At 56.1% G+C, this 22,673-nt stretch carries 23 protein-coding genes; 15 read left to right on the top strand and 8 right to left on the bottom strand.

The window, feature by feature from the left end:
* The first annotated feature begins 50 nt into the window (after positions 1 to 50).
* A complete protein-coding gene (locus HMPREF1144_RS06985) occupies positions 51 to 719 on the top strand; it encodes a class I SAM-dependent methyltransferase (RefSeq protein ID WP_004851003.1) in 669 nt (222 codons plus the stop codon).
* Between the two features lie 113 nt (positions 720 to 832).
* On the opposite strand, the gene HMPREF1144_RS06980 is transcribed toward HMPREF1144_RS06985, so the two are convergent.
* Positions 833 to 1,069 (bottom strand): tautomerase family protein, encoded by a 237-nt coding sequence (locus HMPREF1144_RS06980; RefSeq protein WP_004851000.1) that lies wholly within the window; start codon positions 1,067 to 1,069, stop codon positions 833 to 835.
* A 61-nt stretch (positions 1,070 to 1,130) separates the two neighbouring features.
* Between HMPREF1144_RS06980 and HMPREF1144_RS06975 the strand changes: the two genes are divergently transcribed.
* The 3 genes from HMPREF1144_RS06975 (at position 1,131) to map (ending at position 2,690) form a co-directional block, all read left to right on the top strand.
* The gene (locus tag HMPREF1144_RS06975) at positions 1,131 to 1,598 is read left to right on the top strand and encodes a winged helix-turn-helix transcriptional regulator (RefSeq protein ID WP_009652162.1); all 468 of its coding nucleotides are present in this window, start codon (positions 1,131 to 1,133) and stop codon (positions 1,596 to 1,598) included.
* 113 nt (positions 1,599 to 1,711) lie between these two features.
* Positions 1,712 to 1,930, top strand: a complete 219-nt coding sequence (locus HMPREF1144_RS06970) for a ParD-like family protein (RefSeq protein WP_004102160.1) — start codon at positions 1,712 to 1,714, stop codon at positions 1,928 to 1,930.
* A complete protein-coding gene (gene map, locus HMPREF1144_RS06965; protein ID WP_004850994.1) occupies positions 1,911 to 2,690 on the top strand; it encodes a type I methionyl aminopeptidase in 780 nt (259 codons plus the stop codon). Before HMPREF1144_RS06970 ends, map begins: the two co-directional genes overlap by 20 nt.
* Positions 2,691 to 2,739: 49 nt before the next feature.
* Here the strand turns inward: map and HMPREF1144_RS06960 are convergent, their stop codons facing one another.
* Positions 2,740 to 4,062 (bottom strand): NAD(P)/FAD-dependent oxidoreductase, encoded by a 1,323-nt coding sequence (locus HMPREF1144_RS06960; protein ID WP_009652250.1) that lies wholly within the window; start codon positions 4,060 to 4,062, stop codon positions 2,740 to 2,742.
* A gap of 309 nt (positions 4,063 to 4,371) precedes the next feature.
* Between HMPREF1144_RS06960 and HMPREF1144_RS06955 the strand changes: the two genes are divergently transcribed.
* The 11 genes from HMPREF1144_RS06955 to HMPREF1144_RS06905 all read left to right on the top strand — a co-directional run bounded on the left by HMPREF1144_RS06955 (position 4,372) and on the right by HMPREF1144_RS06905 (position 16,098).
* Positions 4,372 to 5,271 carry a polysaccharide deacetylase gene (locus HMPREF1144_RS06955; RefSeq protein WP_009652258.1) on the top strand — a complete coding sequence of 300 codons (900 nt, stop codon included), beginning with the start codon at positions 4,372 to 4,374 and terminating at the stop codon, positions 5,269 to 5,271.
* A 68-nt stretch (positions 5,272 to 5,339) separates the two neighbouring features.
* Positions 5,340 to 5,744, top strand: a complete 405-nt coding sequence (locus HMPREF1144_RS06950; protein ID WP_004850988.1) for a nuclear transport factor 2 family protein — start codon at positions 5,340 to 5,342, stop codon at positions 5,742 to 5,744.
* A gap of 65 nt (positions 5,745 to 5,809) precedes the next feature.
* On the top strand, positions 5,810 to 7,393 hold the full coding sequence (locus HMPREF1144_RS06945) for an ABC transporter substrate-binding protein (RefSeq protein WP_042927169.1): 1,584 nt from the start codon (positions 5,810 to 5,812) through the stop codon (positions 7,391 to 7,393).
* 120 nt (positions 7,394 to 7,513) lie between these two features.
* Positions 7,514 to 8,476 carry an ABC transporter permease gene (locus HMPREF1144_RS06940; RefSeq protein WP_004120231.1) on the top strand — a complete coding sequence of 321 codons (963 nt, stop codon included), beginning with the start codon at positions 7,514 to 7,516 and terminating at the stop codon, positions 8,474 to 8,476.
* A 9-nt stretch (positions 8,477 to 8,485) separates the two neighbouring features.
* Positions 8,486 to 9,454, top strand: coding sequence for an ABC transporter permease (locus tag HMPREF1144_RS06935; RefSeq protein WP_004120233.1), 969 nt, complete (start codon positions 8,486 to 8,488; stop codon positions 9,452 to 9,454).
* 12 nt (positions 9,455 to 9,466) lie between these two features.
* Positions 9,467 to 10,450, top strand: a complete 984-nt coding sequence (locus HMPREF1144_RS06930; protein ID WP_004120235.1) for an ABC transporter ATP-binding protein — start codon at positions 9,467 to 9,469, stop codon at positions 10,448 to 10,450.
* Complete coding sequence (locus HMPREF1144_RS06925) at positions 10,447 to 11,481, top strand: ABC transporter ATP-binding protein (protein ID WP_004850982.1); 1,035 nt, start codon at positions 10,447 to 10,449, stop codon at positions 11,479 to 11,481. The genes HMPREF1144_RS06930 and HMPREF1144_RS06925 overlap by 4 nt, the downstream gene beginning before the upstream one ends.
* Complete coding sequence (locus tag HMPREF1144_RS06920) at positions 11,482 to 12,672, top strand: amidohydrolase (protein WP_009652189.1); 1,191 nt, start codon at positions 11,482 to 11,484, stop codon at positions 12,670 to 12,672. It begins immediately after the preceding gene.
* Positions 12,672 to 14,162, top strand: coding sequence for a chlorohydrolase family protein (locus HMPREF1144_RS06915; RefSeq protein WP_009652261.1), 1,491 nt, complete (start codon positions 12,672 to 12,674; stop codon positions 14,160 to 14,162). Before HMPREF1144_RS06920 ends, HMPREF1144_RS06915 begins: the two co-directional genes overlap by 1 nt.
* On the top strand, positions 14,155 to 15,381 hold the full coding sequence (locus tag HMPREF1144_RS06910) for an amidohydrolase (protein ID WP_009652141.1): 1,227 nt from the start codon (positions 14,155 to 14,157) through the stop codon (positions 15,379 to 15,381). The genes HMPREF1144_RS06915 and HMPREF1144_RS06910 overlap by 8 nt, the downstream gene beginning before the upstream one ends.
* 18 nt (positions 15,382 to 15,399) lie before the next feature.
* Positions 15,400 to 16,098 (top strand): GntR family transcriptional regulator, encoded by a 699-nt coding sequence (locus HMPREF1144_RS06905; protein WP_004120246.1) that lies wholly within the window; start codon positions 15,400 to 15,402, stop codon positions 16,096 to 16,098.
* Between the two features lie 332 nt (positions 16,099 to 16,430).
* Here HMPREF1144_RS06905 and HMPREF1144_RS06900 read toward each other — a convergent pair whose 3' ends face one another.
* The 6 genes from HMPREF1144_RS06900 to HMPREF1144_RS06875 all read right to left on the bottom strand — a co-directional run bounded on the left by HMPREF1144_RS06900 (position 16,431) and on the right by HMPREF1144_RS06875 (position 22,564).
* On the bottom strand, positions 16,431 to 17,543 hold the full coding sequence (locus HMPREF1144_RS06900) for a M20 family metallopeptidase (RefSeq protein ID WP_009652265.1): 1,113 nt from the start codon (positions 17,541 to 17,543) through the stop codon (positions 16,431 to 16,433).
* Positions 17,543 to 18,298, bottom strand: coding sequence for a glutamine amidotransferase (locus HMPREF1144_RS06895; protein WP_004850971.1), 756 nt, complete (start codon positions 18,296 to 18,298; stop codon positions 17,543 to 17,545). The genes HMPREF1144_RS06900 and HMPREF1144_RS06895 overlap by 1 nt, the downstream gene beginning before the upstream one ends.
* A gap of 13 nt (positions 18,299 to 18,311) precedes the next feature.
* Positions 18,312 to 19,391: a phosphotriesterase gene (locus HMPREF1144_RS06890; protein WP_009652136.1), complete on the bottom strand. Its 1,080-nt coding sequence runs from the start codon at positions 19,389 to 19,391 to the stop codon at positions 18,312 to 18,314.
* 3 nt (positions 19,392 to 19,394) lie between these two features.
* Complete coding sequence (locus HMPREF1144_RS06885) at positions 19,395 to 20,396, bottom strand: ABC transporter permease (protein WP_009652241.1); 1,002 nt, start codon at positions 20,394 to 20,396, stop codon at positions 19,395 to 19,397.
* 18 nt (positions 20,397 to 20,414) lie between these two features.
* Positions 20,415 to 21,161 (bottom strand): ATP-binding cassette domain-containing protein, encoded by a 747-nt coding sequence (locus HMPREF1144_RS06880; RefSeq protein WP_161506311.1) that lies wholly within the window; start codon positions 21,159 to 21,161, stop codon positions 20,415 to 20,417.
* A gap of 380 nt (positions 21,162 to 21,541) precedes the next feature.
* On the bottom strand, positions 21,542 to 22,564 hold the full coding sequence (locus HMPREF1144_RS06875) for a LacI family DNA-binding transcriptional regulator (RefSeq protein WP_004850959.1): 1,023 nt from the start codon (positions 22,562 to 22,564) through the stop codon (positions 21,542 to 21,544).
* Positions 22,565 to 22,673 lie beyond the last annotated feature (109 nt).

The raw sequence follows: 22,673 nt of genomic DNA, 5'->3' as shown, positions 1-22,673 counted from the left end.
CTAACGCGCGTAAAGTGACGAGCGTTGCTGCTGACAAAGGCGTCTTGACTATGAACCGCTATGAAAAAGAGTATCGGCAGTTGCTGGCAAATGGCGCTATCGCCTGGGCTGGCGAAGGTTATTCCCGGGCCAAAGAACAGCAGGAGCGCGTTTTTAGCTGGCTTCACTTACAGCACTATTTCCCACAACCCGGCGCGCCTGTCCTTGAGCTGGGGTGCGGGAATGGCGCGATGGCCGCGCAGTATTTTGCGGAACGAGGCTATTCGGTGTGGGGGGTAGATTGGTCCGCAACCGCGATCCGCTGGGCAGAAAATCGTTTTCAGCAAGCGGGGCTCGCGGCTCAATTTTTTGTCGGGGATGTCTGCCATATTCATCAGTGTCAGGATGCGACCTTTGAGCTCATTGTTGATGGCAGCTGTGTGCATTGCCTGATTGACGATGCCCGGCATCTTTGCTTTGCGGAAGTCAGAAGATTGCTCAGGCCGGGAGGACGGTTTGTCATCGGTTCCATGTGCGGAACTCCGCGTCATCCGGAAGACATGGCTGCTTATGATCCCATTCGCCATCATTTGCTCAAAGAGGGTCAACCCTGGCGTACGCTGCGGCCGCTCCAGGCTCTCCTGGAAGAGATCGGCGATGAACATTTTGATGTGCTTGAGGTGAACGTCAATGAGAACCCATGGTGGGATCATGCGACCGTGGTATGTTCCGTAAAATAAGCCCCGGAGAGTCGGTTTATGGCCGTTTTTGAGCATGCGTCGGGCGGCGTAAAAGCGGACATAAAAGTTGTCCGCAATTTCCCGCAGGGATGACGCGTTAAAACGCCATCAGGTTATGACGCCTTAGGCGATGAGAATTTTGCCGCGATCGCTTCAGCGGTGGGCTGCATGCCGCCCAGACTCCACTGTTCCGGCTCATGTTCATCAATGCGAACCCAGACTGAACGACGGAACTCGGGGTCGCCTTTCCCTTCAATTTCGACAATCAGATCGGTCATGCGGCGTAAGAGCTCTTTTTTTTGCTCCGGGTTCATAATTCCTTTAATGGTTTGTACATTGACGAAGGGCATTGTATTCTCCTTAGTAATCTAGGTCTAAAATTCATACTCAGATTAGAGAGCGAAAGCGAACATGTCAAAAAATAATTCAGTTCCGTACCTGTTACCGGAGCTTTGCGGACTTTCTGCGGCGGCGGGAATCCTGGGAGATCAATGGGTTTTGTTGATTTTAAGAGAGGCTTTATACGGCGTGACCCGCTTTGAAACGATCCGCTCGCATACAAAAATGCCTAAACAGACGCTGGCAAACCGGTTAAAGAAAATGACGGAACTGGGGTTACTGAGCAAAACGCCTTATCAGGAAGAAGGAGCACGCGAACGTTATGAGTATATCCTTACGCCAAAAAGCCGCAGTCTGGCGCCGATCCTATTTTCCCTGATGGCGTGGGGACATAAAAATATCCTGCATGATGAACCTCATATTGCGCTGATAGATAAAGAGAGCGGAGATTTCGTCCACAATGCATTTGTGACGACGAAAGGCACCGTTGTTGAACCTCGGAACATCCAGATAGTGGCTGTGAACGTTAACCAGCCGTAGCGCAGGTGATAAAAACCGCAACCCCGTTTTCTGCTTTCTGACGGCAAAGGTTGTCAGCTTGATCGCGGTGGCGTAATATACGAAACATATATAAAACATTACGGTACGTATAAATGGGCATTGTAAAAATTTCCGACCTGCTGCACGACGATATTCGTGACGCCAGCAAGGCGATGTCGCGTTCGGTCAACGCCCAGGCGGAGTACTGGATCCGTCTGGGTATGATGAGCGAGCTCTATCCCGAACTTAACCATCAGCAAATTAAGCTGATGATGCTCAAGTCCGGCTCTGATCGCTTGCTGGAGGTTATCAATGCTATCAATTCCCATTAAGACCGCGGACGAGCTGGCCAGACAGCGCCGCGCAGGTGAGCTGCTGGCCTCGGTTTTCGACATGCTGGATACCTTTATTCAGCCCGGTATCTCCACCATGGCCATCAACAACCGGGTGGAGGATTTTATCGTCAACGATCTGCATTCGCGCCCGGCCAGCAAAGGGCAATATGATTTCCCCTATGTGCTGAATACGTCGATCAACGAAGTGGTTTGTCACGGTATGCCAAAGGAGAGCGAGCATCTGAAATCCGGCATGATCGTGAATGTGGATATTACGCTGGAAAAAGAGGGGCTGATTGCCGATTCCAGCAAAATGTATCTGATTGGCGAGGTTTCACCGCTGGCCCGTCGGCTGGTGCAGAAAACCTACGAAGCGATGTGGAAAGGGATCAAGGTCGTCAGGCCGGGCGCGACGCTGGGCGATATCGGCCATGCGATCCAGACTTATGTCGAAGGCAACGGCTACAGCGTAGTCAGGGAGTACTGCGGCCACGGCGTCGGCAGAGAGATGCACGAAGATCCCCAGGTGCTGCATTACGGCATACCCGGAACCGGCGCCGTGCTCAAGGAGGGGATGGTGTTTACCATTGAACCGATGGTGAACCAGGGCGATAGCCGGATTAAAACCAAAAAAGATGGCTGGACGGTGGTCACCCGCGATAAAAAACTGTCCGCTCAGTGGGAGCACACCGTCGCCGTCACCGCGGATGGATTCGAGGTCCTGACCCTGCGTAAAGATGAAGCGATCCCCGAGTAGCCCAAACAACAGGTTTCACGCCCGGGCAGTGAAACCTGTCAGACAGCGATTACGCGGGCATCTCTTTGCGCCCCACATAACGCTCTTTCCATAATGCGCCCGCCACCCCGATATCGAGGAATGGCGAAGGTGGCATAACGTTCGCCTGGCCGAGCGACTGCATCGCGGCAATCAGCGGGTTGTCCTGGCCCATCGCCAGATCGGCAAGCAGCGTCCCGGCGATAGTCTGTTTGGATACGCCGGCGCCGTTACAGCCCCCGGCGGTCCAGATCTGCGGCGCAAGACGCCCCCAGACCGGCGCGCCGTTGCGGGTGACGCTGATGGTCCCGGACCAGGTTCGCTCCAGCGGCACATCCTGCAGCTGCGGATAGGCCGCGTGGAAAAGCGCCAGATGCTGGCGCGCGGCGCTGGCGGTCTGTCCGGCGGTAATCACTCCCCGCAATGCCGGATCGACATGCTGGCGGACCAGAAAACGATGATCGTGGGTATAGCGTAGCGTGGCGCCGGCGATCGCGTTGACCGGCGTTAATCCCCAGCTTTCCATTGCCGGCAGACGCTGGCGCTGTTCAGGGGTGAGCGGGGCGGTAATGCTGGCGTAGGTCGCCATTGACGCCTGGCGGCTCACGGTGGGCGAGAGTTCGCGGGAGAGCGCGTTGGTCGCCAGCATCGCCTGGTCGGCGCGGATCGTGCCCTGCAGCGTCGTCACCCTGACGCCGCCGTTTTCCTGGCGCATAGCCAGCGCCGGGGTTTGATGGTAAACCGTGACGTTTTCCGGCAGATGGCGCGCGAGGCCCGCAATCAGTTTCGCCGGGTTCACCAGAATACAGCCGGGGGTGTAAATTCCTTTGCTGTAGAGGCGGGTTCCCAGCTTCTGGTACAGCGCTTCGCCGTCCAGCAGGCTGTAAGGCTCCTGCATCAGCTGCAGGTTATCCACATACTCCTGCATAATGGCTTCGCTTGACGGATCTATCTGGCAGTGGTATTTCCCGACGTTGTCCCATTCGCAGGCAATCTGGTGCTCGGTCACCGTTTCATCGAGCAGGCGGATCCCCTCCTGGAGCAGGGCGCGGTAATCCTGCGCTTTTTTCAGCTCGGCGGTAGAGCTGCCGATATTGTGCGGCAGGCCGATGATAAAGCCGGAATTTCGCGCCGAGGAGCTGGTCGCGGCGCATTCGGCGTCGATGAGCACGATGTTCAGCTGCGGATTGAGGCTGGCCAGCCTGCGGGCAAAGCTTACGCCGGCATAGCCGGAGCCGATAACCACCCAGTCAGCTTTAATGTCGCCGCTCAGCGAGGGCTGTCGATAAAGATCTTCTTCATTAAGCGGCCATCCCACCTGATTTTGGTTGAAAGGCACTGATGCAAATCTCACGGTTAATCTCCCTGTGGAAAAAACACCTGCAGGGCAGGTGTGAATAAGCTTGCCGTTCTCCGTTTTTACTAACGGGATAATGAATCGGCAACAACAGTATCGCGATCAGGCCAGCCTCTGGATAATCAGTACGCTGAATAATAGTCGCCTGGGCAACAATTCCGCAGAATAACAAGGAACAAGACAAATAACACCACTTCCTCTGCGGGTATGAAATCTTCTCATTTTGCATTCATTGCTAGCAATAATGCTATCTTGGTACAGATGTTGCTGCTAATCAGCTATCCCCCCTGAACAAGAGATATCGCTATGCCGACACCTGACATCCTCTGGGAGCTTAACTATCACCAGCGTTTCCCGTGGCGTTCTGCCGCGGATACTTCGGCAGTCAGCTGGCCGGAAGGGAAACGGCTCGCACTGTATGTGGCTATCAACCTCGAACACTTCGCATTTGGCTGTCAGGAGGGAGCGAAGCTCTCACAGGCGGCAAATCAACTCGATATTCTCAACTATAGCTGGCGAGATTACGGGAACCGGGTTGGCGCCTGGTATTTGGCCGATCTGTTTGCTGAACTGACGATTCCACCTGCGGTTATCAGTAACACGGCCATTCTGGATTACTGCCCGGACCTTTTGTATCGGTGGCTTTCGCTGCCCGGAAGCGAACTGATCGCTCATGGGCACACCAACTCTCAGCGCCAGGGCGATCTGGCCCCGGCGGATGAAGAACATCTGATTAGCTACTGCCAGAAGCGGTTGAGTGAATTTCAGGGTAAACCGGTTGCGGGGTGGCTCTCTCCGTGGATTTCTGAGAGCCACCAGACTCCCGATTTTCTTCACCGCCACGGGTTCAGCTATAACCTGAACTGGGCGCACGACGATATGCCGACCCCCATGCAAACCGCCAGCGGAACGTTACTGTCGGTACCTTATCCGCAGGAAATCAACGATATTCCGACCATCATTCCCAACGGCGTCTCCATCGAGACCTTTTGCCGGATGGTAGAGGATCAGTTCAGCGAGCTCCACCAGCGTAGCCGCCAGCAGCCGCAAATCATGGGCATTGCGCTGCACCCCTATATCGTTGGCCAGCCTTTCCGTTTTTATCACTTAAAGCAAACCCTGACGCGACTGATCGCCCAGTGCGATGACGTCTGGCTAACCACTCCAGGTGACATCGCCGCGCGCTATCTGTCACAGGCTTCATAACGAAGCAAGGTTTGCACCGTAAACGCACCAATTGAACCTTAGCAGTGCATTTCATTGAGGAGAGAAGAATGACAAACGTACATGAGCAGGCCGTTGAGATTGTAAAAAATTTCCTGGAGGCGTCAATGGCGCCGGACCCCGACCGCGCCGCTGCGCTGATGGCGGAAAACGTGCAGATCACCTTTACCGGTAAGCGGCGGATGGCTCGTGTCCATGAGGTCACCGCGTTTAATGCTGACCGTTACCGCTGGGTTAAGAAACAGCCCGGCGAATTCGAATGGATGGCGAAAGGTGACGATCACACGGTGATCTACTGCACCGGTACCCTCTATGGTTGCTGGCCGGACGGACGTGAGTTTGAAGGAAACCGCTATCTTGACCGCTATGAAGTGAAGGGCGGGGAGATAACCATGATGGACGTCTGGAATGACAGCGCCGAATGGATCCTTGCGCATCAATTGCAGAAAAAATAAACGACCTGGCATCGTTATTGCAATTGCTAGCAATGTTATTAGCAAACAATTCGAGTGGGGGCATGATGAAAAAAATAGTGTTATCGCTGCTGGCTGTAAGCGTTATCGGACTGATGAGTCAGCAGGCGAGCGCGGAGAATGTGGTTCGCTGGGCGACCGATGCCGACATCCCAACGCTGGATCCGGATGCCTACGCCTCTACCAAGGCATTAACCTTTCAGAACCATATCTATGAAGCGCTGGTGCAGCGCGATGATAATTTGCAAATTCAACCGTGGCTGGCAACCAGCTGGCAGCAGACCGACGATACGACAATTCGTTTTAAGCTGCGTGAAGGCGTCAAATTTCATAATGGCAATGACTTTACCGCCGATGATGTTGTCGCTTCGGTTGCCCGGGTGACCGACCCTGCATCAGGGATCCGCGCTAACGCTTCGACGATTAAGGATGCCGTGGCCGTCGACAAATATACCGTCGATATCCATCTGGTGAAGAAAACCGGTATCGCGCTGAATGAACTGACCGGCGTGATGATCATGGATAAAGAGTGGCTGGCGGAGCACAACGCACTCAAGCCAACCGATATCAGCCAGGGAACGGAGGGGTACGCTACCAATAACACTAACGGCACCGGGCCATTTATTCTGCAAAGCCGCCAGCGGGATACCCAGATGGTGCTGGTGCGTAACCCGAACTGGTGGAACGCGGCCCACGGCGGCAACATCGATAAAATTATTTTCAAACCGGTGACCTCCGACGCTACGCGCCTGTCAGGGCTGCTGGCGGGAGAGTACGACCTGGTGACGTCGGTCCCGCTACAGGATATTCCGCGCCTGCAGAGCAATTCCCGGATCAATATGCAGATCAGCCCTTCGCTGCGGGTGGACTATTTAAGCCTCAATATGCGCGATAAGCTCAATGCTAAGAATGACAAAGCCGAGAACCCGCTGAAAGATTTGCGTGTCCGCCAGGCTTTGCTGATGGCGATTAACCGCGAGGCGATTACCCAGAAGGTTATGCGTGGGCTGACAAAACCCACCAATAACTATCTGGCGCCGGATATTCCGGGTTACAACGCCGCCAGCAGTCCGGATATTCCGTTTGATCCGCAAAAAGCCAGGGCATTACTGGCCGAGGCGGGGTATCCAAACGGGTTTAATCTGGCCTTTGATTGCCCTGAGGGCACCTATATTAATGCGGCGCAATGGTGCCAGGCGGTACAAAGCTTCTGGGCAAAGATTGGCGTGAAAACCAACCTCAACGTCCATCCAGCCAGCGTCTACGATCCGATTCTGGTCAATGGCCGTACCGACGTGGGGGTGTTAGGATGGGCAAACCTGCCGATTATGGACCCCTATAGCGTCGCAGTTCAGCTATTGCATACTAACGATGGCAAAAATATGGGCACCTTTAATATTCCGCGCTACAGCAATAGCGAAGCCGACAAGCTTATCGATCAATCGGTCGGTGAGCTGGATAATAAAAAACGTATTGCGCTACTTAGCCAGGCGGTGGCAATTGCCAATAAAGATTTGCCTTTTTTACCGATGCATTTCGAACCTGTGGTATGGGCACTGAGTAAAAATCTACAATTAAAACAGACGCCAGATAATGTACAGCGCCTGTGGTACGCTAACGTTACACCATAATTAATTTTTGTTGCTCGTTTATTCATTGGGGATAAACATCTTCGGGTTGCCTGCTGGGTAATTCGATGGCGTCGGTCCCCGTTTCTCAGCGCAGACATTTATTTTTATCCGGAGGCAATAATGTTCTTTTTATTGCGTAAGCTGTTTCAGGCTGCGATGTTACTGGCCGGCGTAGCGCTGATCTCGTTTATTCTGTTTCAGTATCTTGGTGACCCGGTGGCAAATATGCTGCCGGAAAGCGCCACGGAAGTAGAACGAATGCAACTACGCGCCAGCCTGGGATTAAATGATCCGGTTTTTGTGCAGTTCTTACATTATCTTTCCCGTTTACTTCACGGTAATTTCGGCATTTCATATTACAACCAGGTATCCGTCTTTCAGCTGATCATGGAGCGACTGCCGGCCACGCTGGAACTGGTGTTTGTCGCGGTCATAATATCGCTGGCAGTCGGCTTTCCGCTTGGCGTTTGGGTCGCCATTACGCGCAATAAACTATTGCGTGAGGGGGTGCAAATTCTCTCGTTGATTGGGGTTTCGCTGCCGTGGTTTCTTATTGGCATTATGCTGATTATCGTGTTTTCAGTATGGCTAGGTTGGTTTCCCTCCAGCGGCCGCGGTGAAACCGTTAAAATAGGTTTCTGGTCGACCGGTTTGCTGACCGCATCAGGCTGGCGCTCGATTGTGCTTCCGGCGCTTTCCCTGGCGCTGTCGATGATTACCATCATTATGCGTCTGGTACGAACAGAAATGCTGGAAGTGATGAAGGCTGATTATATTAAATTTGCGCGCGCACGCGGTATTGAGAATTACCGTATCTGGTTTCGCCATGCGCTGCGTAATGCCTTATTGCCGGTTGTCACGGTAATTGGTTTGCAAATTGGTGGGCTAATCGCCTTTGCAATAGTTATTGAGACCGTTTTTCAATGGCCGGGTATGGGACTATTACTTATTCAGTCGATCAACTATGTCGATGTCCCGGTGCTATCCGGCTACCTATTATTCATCGCTCTGATATTTATTATGATAAATACCATCGTCGACCTGCTTTATTATCTGATTGATCCCCGTATGCGTGCGCAATAAGGAACCTTGATGCAAACTCGTCATTATTCAAATACGACGGCCGGGCAAAAACTGGCTCCCCGAATCGCAGCGCGCTGGCGTGCCTTTATTGATAGCGATTTTTTATGGCTCTTCTGGAAAAGTAAAAGCGCGGTCATCGCTTTCACCTGCTGTATGTTGATTTTACTTTGCTCATTATTCAGCCACTGGATTGCGCCGCATAATGTTTTTGATACCGCTGGTTTTGACTTAATGGATTCAGAACTACCGCCCGCGTGGATGAGTGGCGGCGATCCCCGCTTCTGGTTGGGCACCGATGTTCAGGGGCGAGATATACTCTCCCTGATGCTTTATGGGCTGAATATTTCGCTGATTATCGGCGGCCTGAGCGTTCTGGCTTCGGTGGCTATTGGCGTGGGGTTGGGGGTACTGAGCGGGTATTTCGGCGGCATCGTGGATACGCTGATCATGAGGTTTGCTGACGCTATGCTCAGTATTCCTACCATCATGTTCACGCTACTGGTCAGCGGGGTGGCTCGCGTGGCAATTCCGAAAGAGTATATCGGCCATTTTGCCCCGGCTATCCTGATTGGCGCTATTGCTCTGACCGGATGGATGCAGTACGCCCGCACGGTACGCGGCCTGACCTTGCTGGAGAAAGGGCGGGAATATGTTATGGCCTCTCAAATTAGCGGCGGCAGCCATCTGCATATCATGCTGGCGCACATTGTGCCCAACGTCATGCGCCCGGTGTTGGTGATGGCGACCCTACATCTGGGTGTCGCGATTCTCACCGAAGCCACCATGTCATTTCTCGGCGTCGGAATGCCTCCAGACCAGCCTTCGCTGGGAACACTTATTAATGAAGGCAATCAGTACCTCTTTTCCGGGCAATGGTGGATCGTTCTGTTCCCGGCCACGCTGTTGGTCATACTTTCGCTGGCGTTTAACGTTCTCGGCGACTGGTTGCTCAACGCGCTCAACCCTAAGCTGCGCTAAAGAGGAAAGATAATGACGGCTTCTCCACAGGCGTTACTGGAAGTGAAAAATTTGAGCATTGAATTCCTGCATCGCAAAGGCAACCTCCAGGCGATTCATGAGTTGACGCTATCGATGCAGCCAGGAGAGATCCTCGGTATGGTCGGCGAGTCGGGCGCGGGGAAATCCCTGACTGGTGCGGCGATTGCCGGGTTGCTGCAAAGTCCCGGACGCATTCGGGCGGGTGAAATCTGGTTTGCCAATCGACGCATCGATAACCTTGACGAAGAAGCCAGGCGTCTGCTGCGTGGTAAGGCAATAGGCTGTATTTTTCAGGATCCGCTCACCAGCCTGAACCCGGTTTTGACCATCGGGCAGCAACTGATAGAAACCATTCGTACCCATCTTCCTTTATCGGCAAACGAGGCGCGGGAGCGCGCGGTTTCCCTGCTTACTGAAGTGGGAATTAATAGCCCACGTCAGCGTATCGATCAATATCCACACCAGCTCTCGGGTGGAATGCGTCAGCGCGTGGTCATTGCGCTGGCGCTGTGCGTTGACCCGCAACTGGTGATTGCCGATGAACCGACCACCGCGCTGGATGTATCGGTGCAGGCTCAGGTTCTGGGCGTACTGCGTCGTTTGTGCGAACAGCACGGCACCGCCGTGATGCTCATTACCCATGATATGGGCGTGGTGGCGGAGGTGTGCTCAAGAGTGGCGGTGATGTACGCCGGGCGGATTGTTGAAACCGGACCGATCGCGCAGGTGGTTCGTCATCCTCAACACCCCTACACCCGGGGATTGATTCAGTCCATTCCATCAATGAGCGAGCGTCGCGAATACCTGACGCAAATTGATGGCGCGATGCCGCGTCTGAATGCGCTGCCGCAGGGCTGCGCTTTCCATTCACGCTGTCTGCATGCCAGCGCGCAATGCCGCGACCACCAGCCAAAGATGCAGCAGCGACACCAGGCTGAGTTGGCCTGTTTTCATCCGCAAGGAGAACCGCTATGAACGAGCCGTCGGGCCTGGCCCCGGAAGTTGTGACCATTCGCGACCTGCATATTCGCTTCAATCTGGGGCGGGAGAAAAAAACGTCGCTGTTTCGTCCGGCGGCGAAAAAAACGCTGCATGCGGTACGCGGTATCAGTCTCTCTATCCGTCAGGGAGAGACGTTCAGCATCGTGGGCGAGTCGGGGTGCGGAAAATCGACAGTCGCCCGTGCGCTGGCCGGACTCTATCAACCTGCCTCCGGTGAAATAAACTATGCCTGGCGCAGCCCGCAAATGGCTGGAACTGCGGGGCAAAATGGCACCCAGATGATCTTTCAGGATCCCTATGCCAGCCTGAATCCGCGCTGGCGCATCGCCCGTTCGCTGGCGGAACCGCTGGTGCTGGCGAAAAAGGTCGGTACCACGCGCCAGGCTCGGGAATACTGCGGCGACCTGCTGACCCAGGTTGGTCTTTCCGCCGGCGATCTGGATAAATTTCCCCATGAATTCTCCGGCGGCCAGCGCCAGAGGATTTCCATTGCCCGCGCGCTGGCAACACAGCCAGGTTTTCTGATTTGCGACGAACCGACATCGGCGCTGGATGTGTCGGTTCAGGCCCAGGTGCTCAACCTGATGCGCAAACTGCAACGGGAAAACGGCCTGACCTACTTTTTTATCAGCCATAATATGGCGGTGATCTCCCATATCTCCGACAGGGTCGGCGTGATGTATCTCGGGAGATTGGTTGAGCAGGGCAGCGTAGAGGAGATCTTCACCCATCCGGCGCACCCTTATACGCGCATGTTGATGGCAGCTATCCCACAGTTTGATGCGCCATCCAGCGCGCGCGAACCGATACGCGGAGAAGCGCCCAGCCCGCTGGCGCCACCGCCAGGCTGCGCGTTCGCACCGCGTTGCCCCTATGCTAAACCGCTGTGTCACCAGGCCATGCCGCCCGCGCACAGCCTTAGCGATAATCATCAACTGGAATGCCATTTCCCGATCGAAGTGATGGCCGGTTCCGCCTCTATTCCACTTGCGAAGGTATCGTAGATGACCACCATTTTGCTTAAAGGCGCCACGCCTTTTGACTCCTCTTCACCCGTTGACCTGCTGCTTGAGGAGGGAAAGATTGCCGCCCGAGCGGCAGAGCTGGAACCTCCTGAAGAGGCGAGTGTGGTTGACGGCCGCGGTTATCAGGTCTTTCCCGGTCTGGTGGATGGTCATGCGCATCTGGATAAAACGCTGCTGGGACGTGAGTGGTACGTCAACGACATTCCGCGCGATCTGGCGGCAATCATTGCCAACGAACGCGCCTATCGGCATGAACGAATGCCCGATGCTCAGATCCAGTCCGAGCGTATCGCCCGGCGAGGTATTGCCGCGGGCACCTCGTTTATTCGTACCCATGTGGATATTGATAATGAAATTGGCCTGGCCAATCTTGAAGGGGTGCTTGAGACTCGCAGAATTCTGGCGCAGCAGGTCGATATCGAGATTGTTGCTTTTCCGCAAAGCGGTATTTTGCAAAACCCTGGCAGTGAAGCCCTTCTGGATCGGGCGCTGGAAATGGGGGCGGATCTGATCGGCGGTCTGGACCCGTGCGCTTTTGACCGCGACCCGCAGCGCCATCTGGATATCATTTTTAGACTGGCCTGCCAGCATAATAAAAAAATCGATATTCATCTGCACGAACGCGGTGAACTCGGCGCATTTAGCCTTGAGCTGATCCTGGCGTTTATCCGCCGTTATCAGAAGCAGAATGCGGTCACCATCAGCCACGGTTTTTGTCTGGGGATGCTGGAACCCGCTCGTCAGCAGCGATTTGCCGAAGAGATGGCAGAGCTGGGCGTCAGCGTTGCAACAACCGCGCCTGCCGATATTGCCGTGCCGCCGTGGGAACTGCTCGATAGCGTAGGGGTTGCGATATGCGCCGGGAATGATGGCGTACGCGATACCTGGAGCCCTTACGGTAACGGCGATATGATTCAGCGGGCAGTGACTATGGGTCTGCGTTACCGCTGGCGTAAAGATAGTGAAATCTCGCGCGCCGCCCGTAGCGTGACCCACGGCGGCGCGCGGGTCATGGCGCTGGAACATTACGGACTTGAGCCTGGCTGTCGCGCGGACCTGGTACTGATCCCCGGTCGCAGTATGGTGGAAGCGCTGGTGGAAGCTCCGCGCGAGCGGAAAGTGTTTAAAGGCGGCGTGCTGGTAGCGGAAAACGGGGAGTGCCTGTTTTGATGAGTGAGAAAATAACGCGTATTTGCGCCGCCTGGGTGGTGGGTTACCGCGAGGGCGATCACTGCCTGTATGCCGACGGTGAAGTGGTCTATCAGGGAGATAAAATACTCTTTGTTGGCCACGATTATCCGGGCCCTGTTGATGAAGAGATTCACGTTGGCAACAGTCTGGTTGGCCCTGGTTTTATAGACCTGGACGCACTGGGCGATTTAGATACCACCGTACTGGCGTTTGATAACCAGCCTGGCTGGCAAAAAGGACGGATCGTTGCGAATGACTGGCGACGCCGCGACCTGTATACCCGCGAACAGCTCGATTTCGCCAAATGTTATGCTTACAGCCAGCTACTGCGCAACGGGATTACCAGCTTTGCGCCAATAACGTCAATTCTCTATCGCCAGTGGGCGGAAGATTTCGACGAATATCTTTATGCGGCGGACGTCGCCGAGTCTCTCGGCGCGCGCGCCTGGCTCGGCCCGGCGTTTATGTCCGGATATTATGTCACCGATGCCGCAGGGCACTTCAGCCGTCGGGAAGACCGCGTGCAGGCCAGACGCGGCCTTGATGACGCACAACGCTTTTTCCTGCGTTTGCAGCAGCGTGACGTTCCGACAATCAGCGGAATGCTGGCGCCGGACAGAATAGAAGGCGGCGATCCGCAGTGGCTCAGCGAACTGGCCGGATTGGTGCATGAGTTAGGCTGCCCGACGCGTCTGCACTGCTGTCAGAGTGAGCTGGAAATCAACGAAATTGCTCGCCGCTATAATGGCAAGAGTTCGCTGGAGGTACTGGAGGACGCCGGGCTGTTAAACCGACATATGCTGTTACCACACGGCCAGTATCTGGGCGGTGCTGAGCCCAGCGCGCCACGAATAGTGCAGGACATTGAGCGTCTGGCGCGTTCCGGGGCGACGGTGGTTTCCTGTCCGCTGGTATCCGGGCGTCATGCAAAATATCTTGAACAGTATCCGCAGCTTAAGGCCGCTGGGGTCAATATGGCGCTCGGCACCGATACATTCCCGCCGGATATGTTCAGCAATATGCATCTGGGTACGATCCTGACGCGAGTCGTGACCGGCGACATGTCAGCTGCCAGCAGCGCCGATTACTACCGCATGGCCACCCTTGGCGGAGCGCAGGCGCTGGGGCGTGACGACCTGGGGCGGCTCGCAGCTGGCTGCCAGGCGGATATGATCGTGGTGGATCTGACGCAGCCCGCATTAGGTCAGATATTCGACCCTATCGCCGCGCTGGTGCTCAGCGGCAACGGGCGCGATGTTAGCGGAACAATCATTGCCGGGCGTAAGGTATATTGGGAGGGCCGTCTGGTTCAGGCGGGTTATGACCTCGCGGAACTGCATGCTGAATCGCAGCGCGTTTTTGCCCATCTCCTGGACAGCTACCCGGAACGTACGGTTAACCACCCGCCGCTTACCGAAATTGTCCCGTCTACCTTTCCTCTCTGCCTGCGGAGGCACGCCGATGAATGAGCGCTATTTATTGACTAACGTTCGCCTTGAGCAGGGCTTTATTCGTCGTCAGGGCGTTGTGCAGGGAACCGAATGCGCAGAGTTTACCCTCGATATTATCGATGGCAGAATTCACGCGCTCTACGCCGGTACGCAGCACCTGCCAGACGTTGCTGCGCAGGACGGCAGAGGATATCTGATGCTGCCGGTTACCCGCGATGAGCATATCCATCTGGATAAAACCTTTTATGGCGGTCCATGGCGAGCGGCGCGGGAGAACGGGGCGCAGGACATCTTTGAGATGATCGCTCTTGAGCAGGAGATACTGCCCGAGCTGCTACCGACCTCGGTACAGCGTACCCACGCGCTTCTTCAGTTATTACAGCAGCAGGGCACAACTTATGTTCGCAGTCATTGCAATATCGAGCCGGTAAGCGGCCTGCAAAGCTTGCGGCATTTGCTGGAGGCGTTGGCACCCTGGAGGGAGCAGTTACAGTGTGAGATTGTGGCGTTCCCGCAGCACGGGCTATTGCGTTCAGGCTCGCTGTCGCTGATGCGCAAAGCGCTGGCGATGGGGTGTGAGTGGGTCGGTGGCCTGGATCCGTCAAAAGTCGATGGCGATATGGTCCGTTCGCTGGAGGCGACCCTGGAACTGGCCGTCGAAGCGGGAAAGGGTATTGATTACCATCTGCATGAGGATAAATCCACCGGCATTGCCTGTATCCGCTATTTACTGGATGCCCTGGAGCAGGAGCCGGTGCTGCGAGGGAAGCTGACGCTGAGCCACGCTTATTGCCTGGCGCAAATTGATCGCGAGGAGCTTAGCGAACTGGCAGGCAGGATGGCGGCGCTTGGCGTATCGCTGGCGACCTGTCTGCCGATAGGCAAGGATGTCATGCCGCTGCCGTTTTTGCGCGAGCGCGGCGTACGGTTGTTAAGTGGTACTGATAGCGTTATCGATCACTGGTCGCCGTTTGGTTCGGCCAGTATGCTGGAAAAAGCGCATGACTGGGCGCGGCTTTATACTCGCGGCACGGAGTTTGAGCTAAGCCGGGCGCTGGCTATCGCCACCGGCAATTGTTTACCTTTAGCCGACAGTGGCGAGAGGGTATGGCCGAAACTCAACGATGAGGCCAGTTTTATCTTGTTGAATGCTGCCTGTTCGGCGCAAGTTGTTGCGCGCTTGCCTGCCGTTGAGGCAGTCTACTTTCGTGGGAAAAGAGTCTGGATCAGAGAGTAAACCAGGGTAGAGAACGAAATGAGTGAAAAATTGACGCCGAAGCAGCGTGAAGTGAATCGGGTGGTGGAAGCGCTCACCCAGGCTATTGGGCAGCATAAGCTGCGTCCAGGGACGCGTTTGATCGAAGCGCAAATTGTTGAGGCGCTACAAGCTAACCGTAATCATGTGCAGACCGCGCTTCAGCGGATGGCAGGCCAGGGGATTGTGACGATTGAACCGAATTACGGGGCAATGGTTGCGCGGCCAACGGCAAAGCAGGCCCGCGAGGTCTTTATTGCCCGTAACGCCATCGAGTGCGCGATTATGTCCTGCATCACGCCGGAGAAAATGGCGCTTTTCGCCGAAGAGATCGCCTGTCAACAGCACAACGAGCACCAGTCGCTGCACGCGCAGGATCGGCGGCGTATTGTTTATGAGCTGGGTGCATTCCACGAGCTGATGGCAAGAATCGCTGATAATGACGTGCTGCGCGATATCCTGAATAATTTAATGGTGCTGAGTTCGTTGATTGTAATGCTCTATCAGCAGGATGTGACGACGCATTGTCAGTGCGATGAACACAGCAATATCATTGCCGCGCTGAAGGCCGGGGATTCGCTTCGCGCCCAGGATCTGATGCGAGAGCATCTTAACGACCTACTGCAGCAGCTCAACCTGGACGAAACCCCGCAGAATTTTATGACGCTGTCGCAGGCGCTGGAGATGGGGGAAGGGTAATTCGAGAGAAATGCATGTCCCCATTGAGGTGATGATGTGGCGTCGTTTCCGGCGTTCTTCGCTAAATCAACATAGTTCTTAAAAAGAATATTCAATATGCTGTGTCATGCTAAATTGATAATAACGTCAATATGTTATTCAACCTTCCTCTGAAATGATCTGCTAACTTTAATAATTTTCACGGACATGGTAATGCCTCCTTGCTGGTGATGATGCGTTTCTGACGCGAGACGGTTATCCTCTGTTATTCCGCGATATTATTCAAACGCCGATCGCATGGCATGCGCTTTAAAGTGACAGTGTCACTCATGCTTTGTCTTCGCCGCGGGCGGCTACCCCATCCAGTCGCGGATAATGTCTCCATATAGCTGCTCAGCCTCCTCCAGCCGGCTGAGCAGGCAGTACTCGTCGGTTTGATGGGCCATAGACGGCTCGCCGGGACCGAGAATAATACAGGGTGGTTCGGCCAACGCAGGCAGCAGCAGCGAGGCGTCGGTAAAGTAGGGCACCACGCGCGGTTCAATCGGCTTGGCGTGCAGCGGCTGGCAGCGCTGATAAACCTGCTTAATCCACGCATGATCCTCCCGGCTCAGTACGGCGGGCAGGTCGACCAGCGTGGATACCGTGACGCTTTCGCCAAGCAGCGTGGTCAAGCGCTGCCGGATAGTGGCGTGCTGTAAATTGGGCGCGCTGCGGATATCGACATCAAAACGCGTGCGGTCCGGAACGGAGTTAATATTGAGTCCGCCTTCGATGCGTCCAACGTTGAGTGTGGGCTGCTTCATCAGCGGGTGCGCCGCGCCAGGGGAAAAATGCTGAATCTTACCCAGCGCATCCGCCGCCAGATAGATAGCATTAATCCCCAGCTCCGGCATCGCGCCGTGGGCGGTCTTTCCCCGCGTTTCGCAGCGTAGCCAGAGCGCGCCTTTATGGCCGATAACCGGATAGTTGGCGGTGGGCTCACCGACGATCAGCGCCCCCACGTCCGGCAACGTCGCGGAGGCGATCAGCGCCCGTGCGCCGTCGCAGCCGGTCTCTTCTCCGCCGGTAATCAGCAATACCGCGCCGCGTCCGGCGAGGATCGTTTCCCGCTGATGAACGCAGGCGACGGCAAACGCCGCTATCGCCGCTTTCATATCGCTGGACCCGCGGCCATAAAGACGCCCGTCTTCTATCTGCGAACCGAAAGGATCGTACTGCCACCGGGCATTTCCCAGCGGCACGGTATCCAGATGACCGGTAAAGGCCAGCGGTTTACCGGTCTTCGCCCCGGGCAGCCTGGCGATAAGATTGCAGCGTCCCTCGCCGAACGACGACAGCGAAACCGCAAAACCGCGATCGTTAAGCCAGTCGGCGAAGAACCGCATGCAGTCAGCTTCGCTGCCCGGCGGGTTGATGGTGTTAAAGCCCAACAGCTGCCTGGCGAGCTCAAGGGTGGCGGCCATCAGCGACGTTCCGTCAGCCAGTCAAGGCAGTTAATCCACAGCTGGCGATAGCCGGGCCATTGAGCAAACTCTTCCGGCAGCCAGTGTGCCGACATATCGCTGGTCCACACCAGCGAGCGACCCTGTTGATATTCGCGAATAGCCAGCAGCGGATGACCGGTACCGGCCACGGTCGCCAGCAGTTTGCCCTCCGGATGCATTTCGACTTCGTTATAGCCCAGCAGCCACGGCCATTCGCCCGGAATATCGTTGAACAGGGCGTGGGACTCCGTCACTTCGGCATAGCAACCCTCCGGGGTTTCAATGCGATCGTCCCACGCCAGGCAGCGGACCGGCAGCACTTTCTCCACCGCGGTATGGCGATAGCGCGCGCCGCCGTTAATTCCCTGGAAGCTGTAATAGCCGCCAATCATCATCAGCGAGCCGCCGCCGGCCACGTAGTCATGCAGTAGCGTCAGACGGTTGGCGGTTCGGCGGCTTTTCAGCCAGGTGTCCGGATGCAGCAGCAGCGTATTGGCGCCAATATCCGACAGAATAATCGCATCCCACTGCTTTAGCGCTTCCAGCGTCAGCGGAAAGTCTGTCGCCGCCGCGTGGGCGGGCATGTAGGTAATGGCGTAGGCGCTGTCAGCGAGCGCGGCCAGAAAATCCGTCGCGCCGGTATGCCAGGTGGCGGTCGCGAACTGATCGAAGCCTTTAACGTGCGTTGAGGTGCTGGTCCAGGATTCACCGACCAGTAAGATTTTTTTCTGCATTATGACTTTCCTTTTATCCGCCAAAGACCCGTTGGGGATTTCCAATCATCAAGGTTTCAAGCTGTTCGCCGCTGATGCCGTGGCGCCGCAGGCGGGGAACAAAATGCTTGAGTATGTAGCCGTAACCGTGGCCGCCGTAGCGGGTGAGCATGGTTTTCAGGAAGACGTCCTGCGACAGCAGTATTTGCTGGATATAGCCGTCGTCAATCAGTTCGCGAATCGCGCGGGCGTTCTCTTCGTCGGAGGGCGACTGCGCCGACTCGTCGGCGTAGTAATAGCTCATGCCGATCATGTCGTATTCGAGAAACGCCCCGCGCTGCGCCAGCTCCCGCTGGTAGCGCTTATCGGCAAAGCTGGGATTCATATGGCACAGGACGGTATGGCGTAAATCTGCGCCTTCCTGTTCGAGAATATCCAGCACCCGATGGCCCAGCCGCTCCCAGCCGGGCAGATGGACCTCGATCGGCACGCCGGTCGCGGCGCTGGCCCGGCCCGCAGCGCGCAGAGATTTCTCCTCATCCGGCGTAAAGCGGCTCGAGATACCGATTTCGCCGATGAGCCCGGCAAGCACTTCCGGTTTCTCCTCCGCGCCGCCCAGATCGTAAATCAGCCGTTCGGTCAGCTGTTCGACGCTGCTGGTTCTTACCCACTCGGGGTGAGACGGTTCCAGATAGAGGCCGGTGCCCATAATAATGTTCAGGCCGGTCAGGCGCGCGATGCGCGCCAGCGCGTTGGGATCGCGGCCGATACCGATATTGGTCGGGTCGACCACCGTTTCTCCGCCAAGGGCGCGATATTTCGTCAGCTCTTCAATCGCGACGTCGACGTCAAACAGCTGGCAGTTATCGCGACTCATCAACGGGTTCAGCGACAGTTCGCCGAGGTTTTCCATTTTCACCGGCATTTCGGCAAGATGGCGATCGCTACAGCAGCAGGGCGGTACCCATTTGCCGGAGGCATCCAGCAGAATATGCTCATGCATCAGGGTAACCCCCATTTCGCTAATCGGCAGCGGGCCAAGCACCGTCATCACGTAACCGCTGCTGACGCCAAGCGGCAGCGGGGTGGGGTGGCGAAAAATTGATCCTTTCATCAGCTATCCTTTTGCCGCGGAGCGCGTGGGGTTGAGAATGCGGGTGTTCAGCCAGATCGCCAGCAGGATAATGGTGCCGGTGGCTATCTGGGTGTAAAACGGCGAAATATGCGACAGGATCAGCCCGTTCTGAATGACCGCAATCGACAGCGCGCCCAGCAGCGTACCGATAATGGTACCGAAGCCGCCAAACAGGCTGGTACTGCCGAGCACAACGGCAGCAATAACCTGCAGTTCAAAGCCTTCGCCCTGGTTGGAGGAGCCGCTGCCGAGGCGCGCGGTAATGATCATCCCCGCCAGCGCGGCGGCCATCCCGCTGATGATATAGACCTTCATGGTGACCGCTTTGGTATTGATGCCGCTGCGTCGCGCCCCTTCGGCGTTAGCGCCGATAGCGGTCACGTAGCGGCCAAAACGCATATGATTGAGAACAATATGCCCGATAAGCAGAATCATAATGCCGATCAGCGCGGGCATGGGGATACCGACTACCCACGCGCGTCCTATAAAGGTAAACAGGCTGTCAGCCGGAACCGGAATCGAGTAGCCCTGGGTGACCAGCAGCGCGATGCCGCGAACCACGGCCAGGGTGGCGAGCGTGACGATAAACGCCGGAATGCCTTCATAGGCGATAAAGAAGCCGTTGATGGCGCCCACCAATCCGCCGAGCAGCAGGCCGCCGAGCAGTACCACCGGCCACGGCAGCCCCCAGTTATTCAGGGCGATAGCGGAAAGCGCGCCGACCAGCGCGAGGGTGGAGCCCACCGACAGATCGATACCGCCGGTGGTAATGACCAGGGTCATCGCCGTCGCGACAATCAGCAGCGGGGCGCTCTGACGGATGATGTTGAGCCAGTTGGTACCGGTGAGAAAGTTGCTGGTGATCAGCGAAAACACCACGCAGCAGAAGACAAAAAAGAGCGCGATGCTGACCACGCCGGAGTGGTTATGCAGCAGGCGGCGCGGCAGCGAATGCTGGATCATGCGGGAGCTGCTTAAGTTCATGATACTCATCCTGTTACCTCAATGTGCAGCCGCAGAGCGGGCGGTGAATTTTTCGCCCACAATCAGGTTAACGATATCGCTCAGGCTGGTGTCGGACACCCGTCGGTCGGCGACGTTGGTACCTTCATACATCACCATGATCCGGTCACAGACCAGGAACAGGTCCTGCAGGCGGTGGGTAATCAGAATCACGCTCACCCCACGAGCGGAAACGCGGCGAATAAGCTCCAGCACCGCTTCGACTTCCGCGACGGCCAGCGCGGCGGTGGGTTCATCCATAATCAGCACCTTCGGGTCAAAGGCCGCCGCGCGGGCGATGGCAATGGCCTGGCGCTGGCCGCCGGAGAGATTTCGCACCAGCAGCCGGGTATCGGGAATGGAGATCCCGAGCCCTTTTAGCATCTCCCTGGCATCGGCGTGCATTCTCGCCTCATCGAGGAAGGGGATACCGAGGAGTGATTTCATCGGCTCGCGGCCCATAAACAGATTGCCCGCGACGTCGACCGTGTCGCAGAGCGACAGATCCTGATACACCATCTCGATATGGCAGCGGCGCGAATCGGCCGGGTTAGTAAACTGCTGCTGTTCACCGTCGATACGAATCGTGCCGCTGGAGGGGATCACCGCCCCCGAGAGCACTTTGGTCAGGGTGGATTTCCCCGCGCCGTTATCGCCCACTAAGCCCAGCACCTCGCCCGGAGCCAGCTCAAGGTTGACTCCGCGCAATGAACGTATCGACCCGTAGGTCTTGGTGATATTGATCATCTCCACCCTTGGCGGGGTAGTTTGTGGCTGCTGCATCTGATAACTCCCATCGCTGTTGCCGGGAAAATGTTCGCCATCCTGCGGGAGAGATGCTATCCGACACGGTTTACATGCTAGTAAACCGGTTTACCTGCGGAATAGAGCACTCGCCAGCACAGTCAGGACAAACGCTATGTAAGATATTTGTTCGCCAGTAAGAACATTGCAGCATCCGTGCCAGGGCAGGAACAACACAGCAGCCCTGTGATTTAACCTTATGTAATAAATAGAGTTTATTCATTACGCTCCGGTAAACCGGTTTACTGATTATAGTGAATAAAATGTTAATTGATCGTTTTTTGCGCCAAAAGTGGGCGCTTTTGCGCCATTTTGGGATGTGCTTAACAGATCTTGATCGAGTCGCGGCCAATCCACTCTACCGGCAGGCGGGTTTCCGCGGGGATATCCCGATCGTCATTAAGGAGACGCATCATGATGTTTACCGCGGTGCGGCCCAGTTCCCGGGCGGGCTGGCGGATAGTGGAAATCCGCGGCTGGGTAAAATCAGCATAGTTGGCGTCATCGAAGCCGACTAACGATAGTGCCTCCGGCGCCTGGAGCCCGCTGGCGCGCAGACCGTCGAGCAGGCCGAGCACCAGATAGTCGCTGGCGGCGAAGACGGCGGTCGGGCGAACCGGCTGGCTGAAAAGAGTCCGCAGCGCCTGCTGGCCAAACTCGCGCTGGTAGTCACCGTACATCACCCATTCGGGTGGCCAGCTCAGGCCGGCCCGCTCCATCGCGGTGCAGAAGCCCTGATAGCGCTCGCGTACGCTCATCAGTTTGTCCGGGCCGCCGACGAAAGCGATATGTCGATGCCCGGCGGCGATCAGTTTTTCGGTGGCGATCCGCCCGCCCTGGACGTTATCGGCAAACACTTTCGGCACCTTACTGCCGGGAATATCTTCATCCAGCAGGACAATGCGTTCGTGACGCTGGACTTCTTTGCGCAGCAGGCCGTTATCAGGGCGGTTGGTGGTGAACAGCAGGCCGTCGACCTGGCAGGTATCCAGCCAGCGGATAAACTGGCACTCTTTTTCCGGGTTATTGCGGGTGATACACAGCACCAGGCTGTAACCGCTGGCAGAAGCGGCCTCTTCGGCGGCATCGGCCAGTTCGGCAAAGAAGGGGTTGGTAATATCGGGGAGCACCAGGCCGAGCGTTTCGCTGCCGCCTTTGCTAAGACGGCGTGCCAGGCTATTGCCGCGATAGTCCAGTTCGCGAATGGCGGTTTCAATGCGATCGATGGTGTCCTGCGGTAGCACTATGCTGTTGTTCATATAGCGCGACAGGGTCGCCTTCGACAGCCCCGCCAGCTTTGCCACATCGGATAACAATACGCGTTTTATACTCATTTCCTGCGCCATTTCTGCCAGAATCGGCTATCTGTAACATAGTTAAGCGCGGTGGATACAGCAATTTCTCTGTTAACAATAACCGGAAATAAATGCTTGACAAATTTTAATCTGCGGAGAA

This window comes from Klebsiella sp. OBRC7, from assembly GCF_000293135.1.
GTDB classification, from domain to species: domain Bacteria; phylum Pseudomonadota; class Gammaproteobacteria; order Enterobacterales; family Enterobacteriaceae; genus Klebsiella; species Klebsiella michiganensis.
Note: the sequence above shows the minus strand (reverse complement) of the source record. Positions and strands in the feature narration are given on the sequence as shown.

Excerpts from the sequence above, each read along its gene's own strand:
- HMPREF1144_RS06910 (WP_009652141.1), top strand. The coding sequence starts at position 14,155 with ATGAATGAGCGCTATTTATTGACTAACGTTCGCCTTGAGCAGGGCTTT.
- HMPREF1144_RS06935 (WP_004120233.1), top strand. The coding sequence starts at position 8,486 with ATGCAAACTCGTCATTATTCAAATACGACGGCCGGGCAAAAACTGGCT.
- HMPREF1144_RS06915 (WP_009652261.1), top strand. The coding sequence starts at position 12,672 with ATGAGTGAGAAAATAACGCGTATTTGCGCCGCCTGGGTGGTGGGTTAC.
- HMPREF1144_RS06900 (WP_009652265.1), bottom strand. The coding sequence starts at position 17,543 with ATGGCCGCCACCCTTGAGCTCGCCAGGCAGCTGTTGGGCTTTAACACC.
- HMPREF1144_RS06945 (WP_042927169.1), top strand. The coding sequence starts at position 5,810 with ATGAAAAAAATAGTGTTATCGCTGCTGGCTGTAAGCGTTATCGGACTG.
- HMPREF1144_RS06955 (WP_009652258.1), top strand. The coding sequence starts at position 4,372 with ATGCCGACACCTGACATCCTCTGGGAGCTTAACTATCACCAGCGTTTC.
- HMPREF1144_RS06950 (WP_004850988.1), top strand. The coding sequence starts at position 5,340 with ATGACAAACGTACATGAGCAGGCCGTTGAGATTGTAAAAAATTTCCTG.
- HMPREF1144_RS06940 (WP_004120231.1), top strand. The coding sequence starts at position 7,514 with ATGTTCTTTTTATTGCGTAAGCTGTTTCAGGCTGCGATGTTACTGGCC.
- HMPREF1144_RS06890 (WP_009652136.1), bottom strand. The coding sequence starts at position 19,391 with ATGAAAGGATCAATTTTTCGCCACCCCACCCCGCTGCCGCTTGGCGTC.
- HMPREF1144_RS06920 (WP_009652189.1), top strand. The coding sequence starts at position 11,482 with ATGACCACCATTTTGCTTAAAGGCGCCACGCCTTTTGACTCCTCTTCA.
- HMPREF1144_RS06925 (WP_004850982.1), top strand. The coding sequence starts at position 10,447 with ATGAACGAGCCGTCGGGCCTGGCCCCGGAAGTTGTGACCATTCGCGAC.
- HMPREF1144_RS06975 (WP_009652162.1), top strand. The coding sequence starts at position 1,131 with ATGTCAAAAAATAATTCAGTTCCGTACCTGTTACCGGAGCTTTGCGGA.
- HMPREF1144_RS06895 (WP_004850971.1), bottom strand. The coding sequence starts at position 18,298 with ATGCAGAAAAAAATCTTACTGGTCGGTGAATCCTGGACCAGCACCTCA.
- HMPREF1144_RS06970 (WP_004102160.1), top strand. The coding sequence starts at position 1,712 with ATGGGCATTGTAAAAATTTCCGACCTGCTGCACGACGATATTCGTGAC.
- HMPREF1144_RS06985 (WP_004851003.1), top strand. The coding sequence starts at position 51 with ATGAACCGCTATGAAAAAGAGTATCGGCAGTTGCTGGCAAATGGCGCT.
- HMPREF1144_RS06905 (WP_004120246.1), top strand. The coding sequence starts at position 15,400 with ATGAGTGAAAAATTGACGCCGAAGCAGCGTGAAGTGAATCGGGTGGTG.
- HMPREF1144_RS06980 (WP_004851000.1), bottom strand. The coding sequence starts at position 1,069 with ATGCCCTTCGTCAATGTACAAACCATTAAAGGAATTATGAACCCGGAG.
- HMPREF1144_RS06930 (WP_004120235.1), top strand. The coding sequence starts at position 9,467 with ATGACGGCTTCTCCACAGGCGTTACTGGAAGTGAAAAATTTGAGCATT.
- HMPREF1144_RS06880 (WP_161506311.1), bottom strand. The coding sequence starts at position 21,161 with ATGATCAATATCACCAAGACCTACGGGTCGATACGTTCATTGCGCGGA.
- HMPREF1144_RS06885 (WP_009652241.1), bottom strand. The coding sequence starts at position 20,396 with ATGAACTTAAGCAGCTCCCGCATGATCCAGCATTCGCTGCCGCGCCGC.
- map (WP_004850994.1), top strand. The coding sequence starts at position 1,911 with ATGCTATCAATTCCCATTAAGACCGCGGACGAGCTGGCCAGACAGCGC.
- HMPREF1144_RS06875 (WP_004850959.1), bottom strand. The coding sequence starts at position 22,564 with ATGGCGCAGGAAATGAGTATAAAACGCGTATTGTTATCCGATGTGGCA.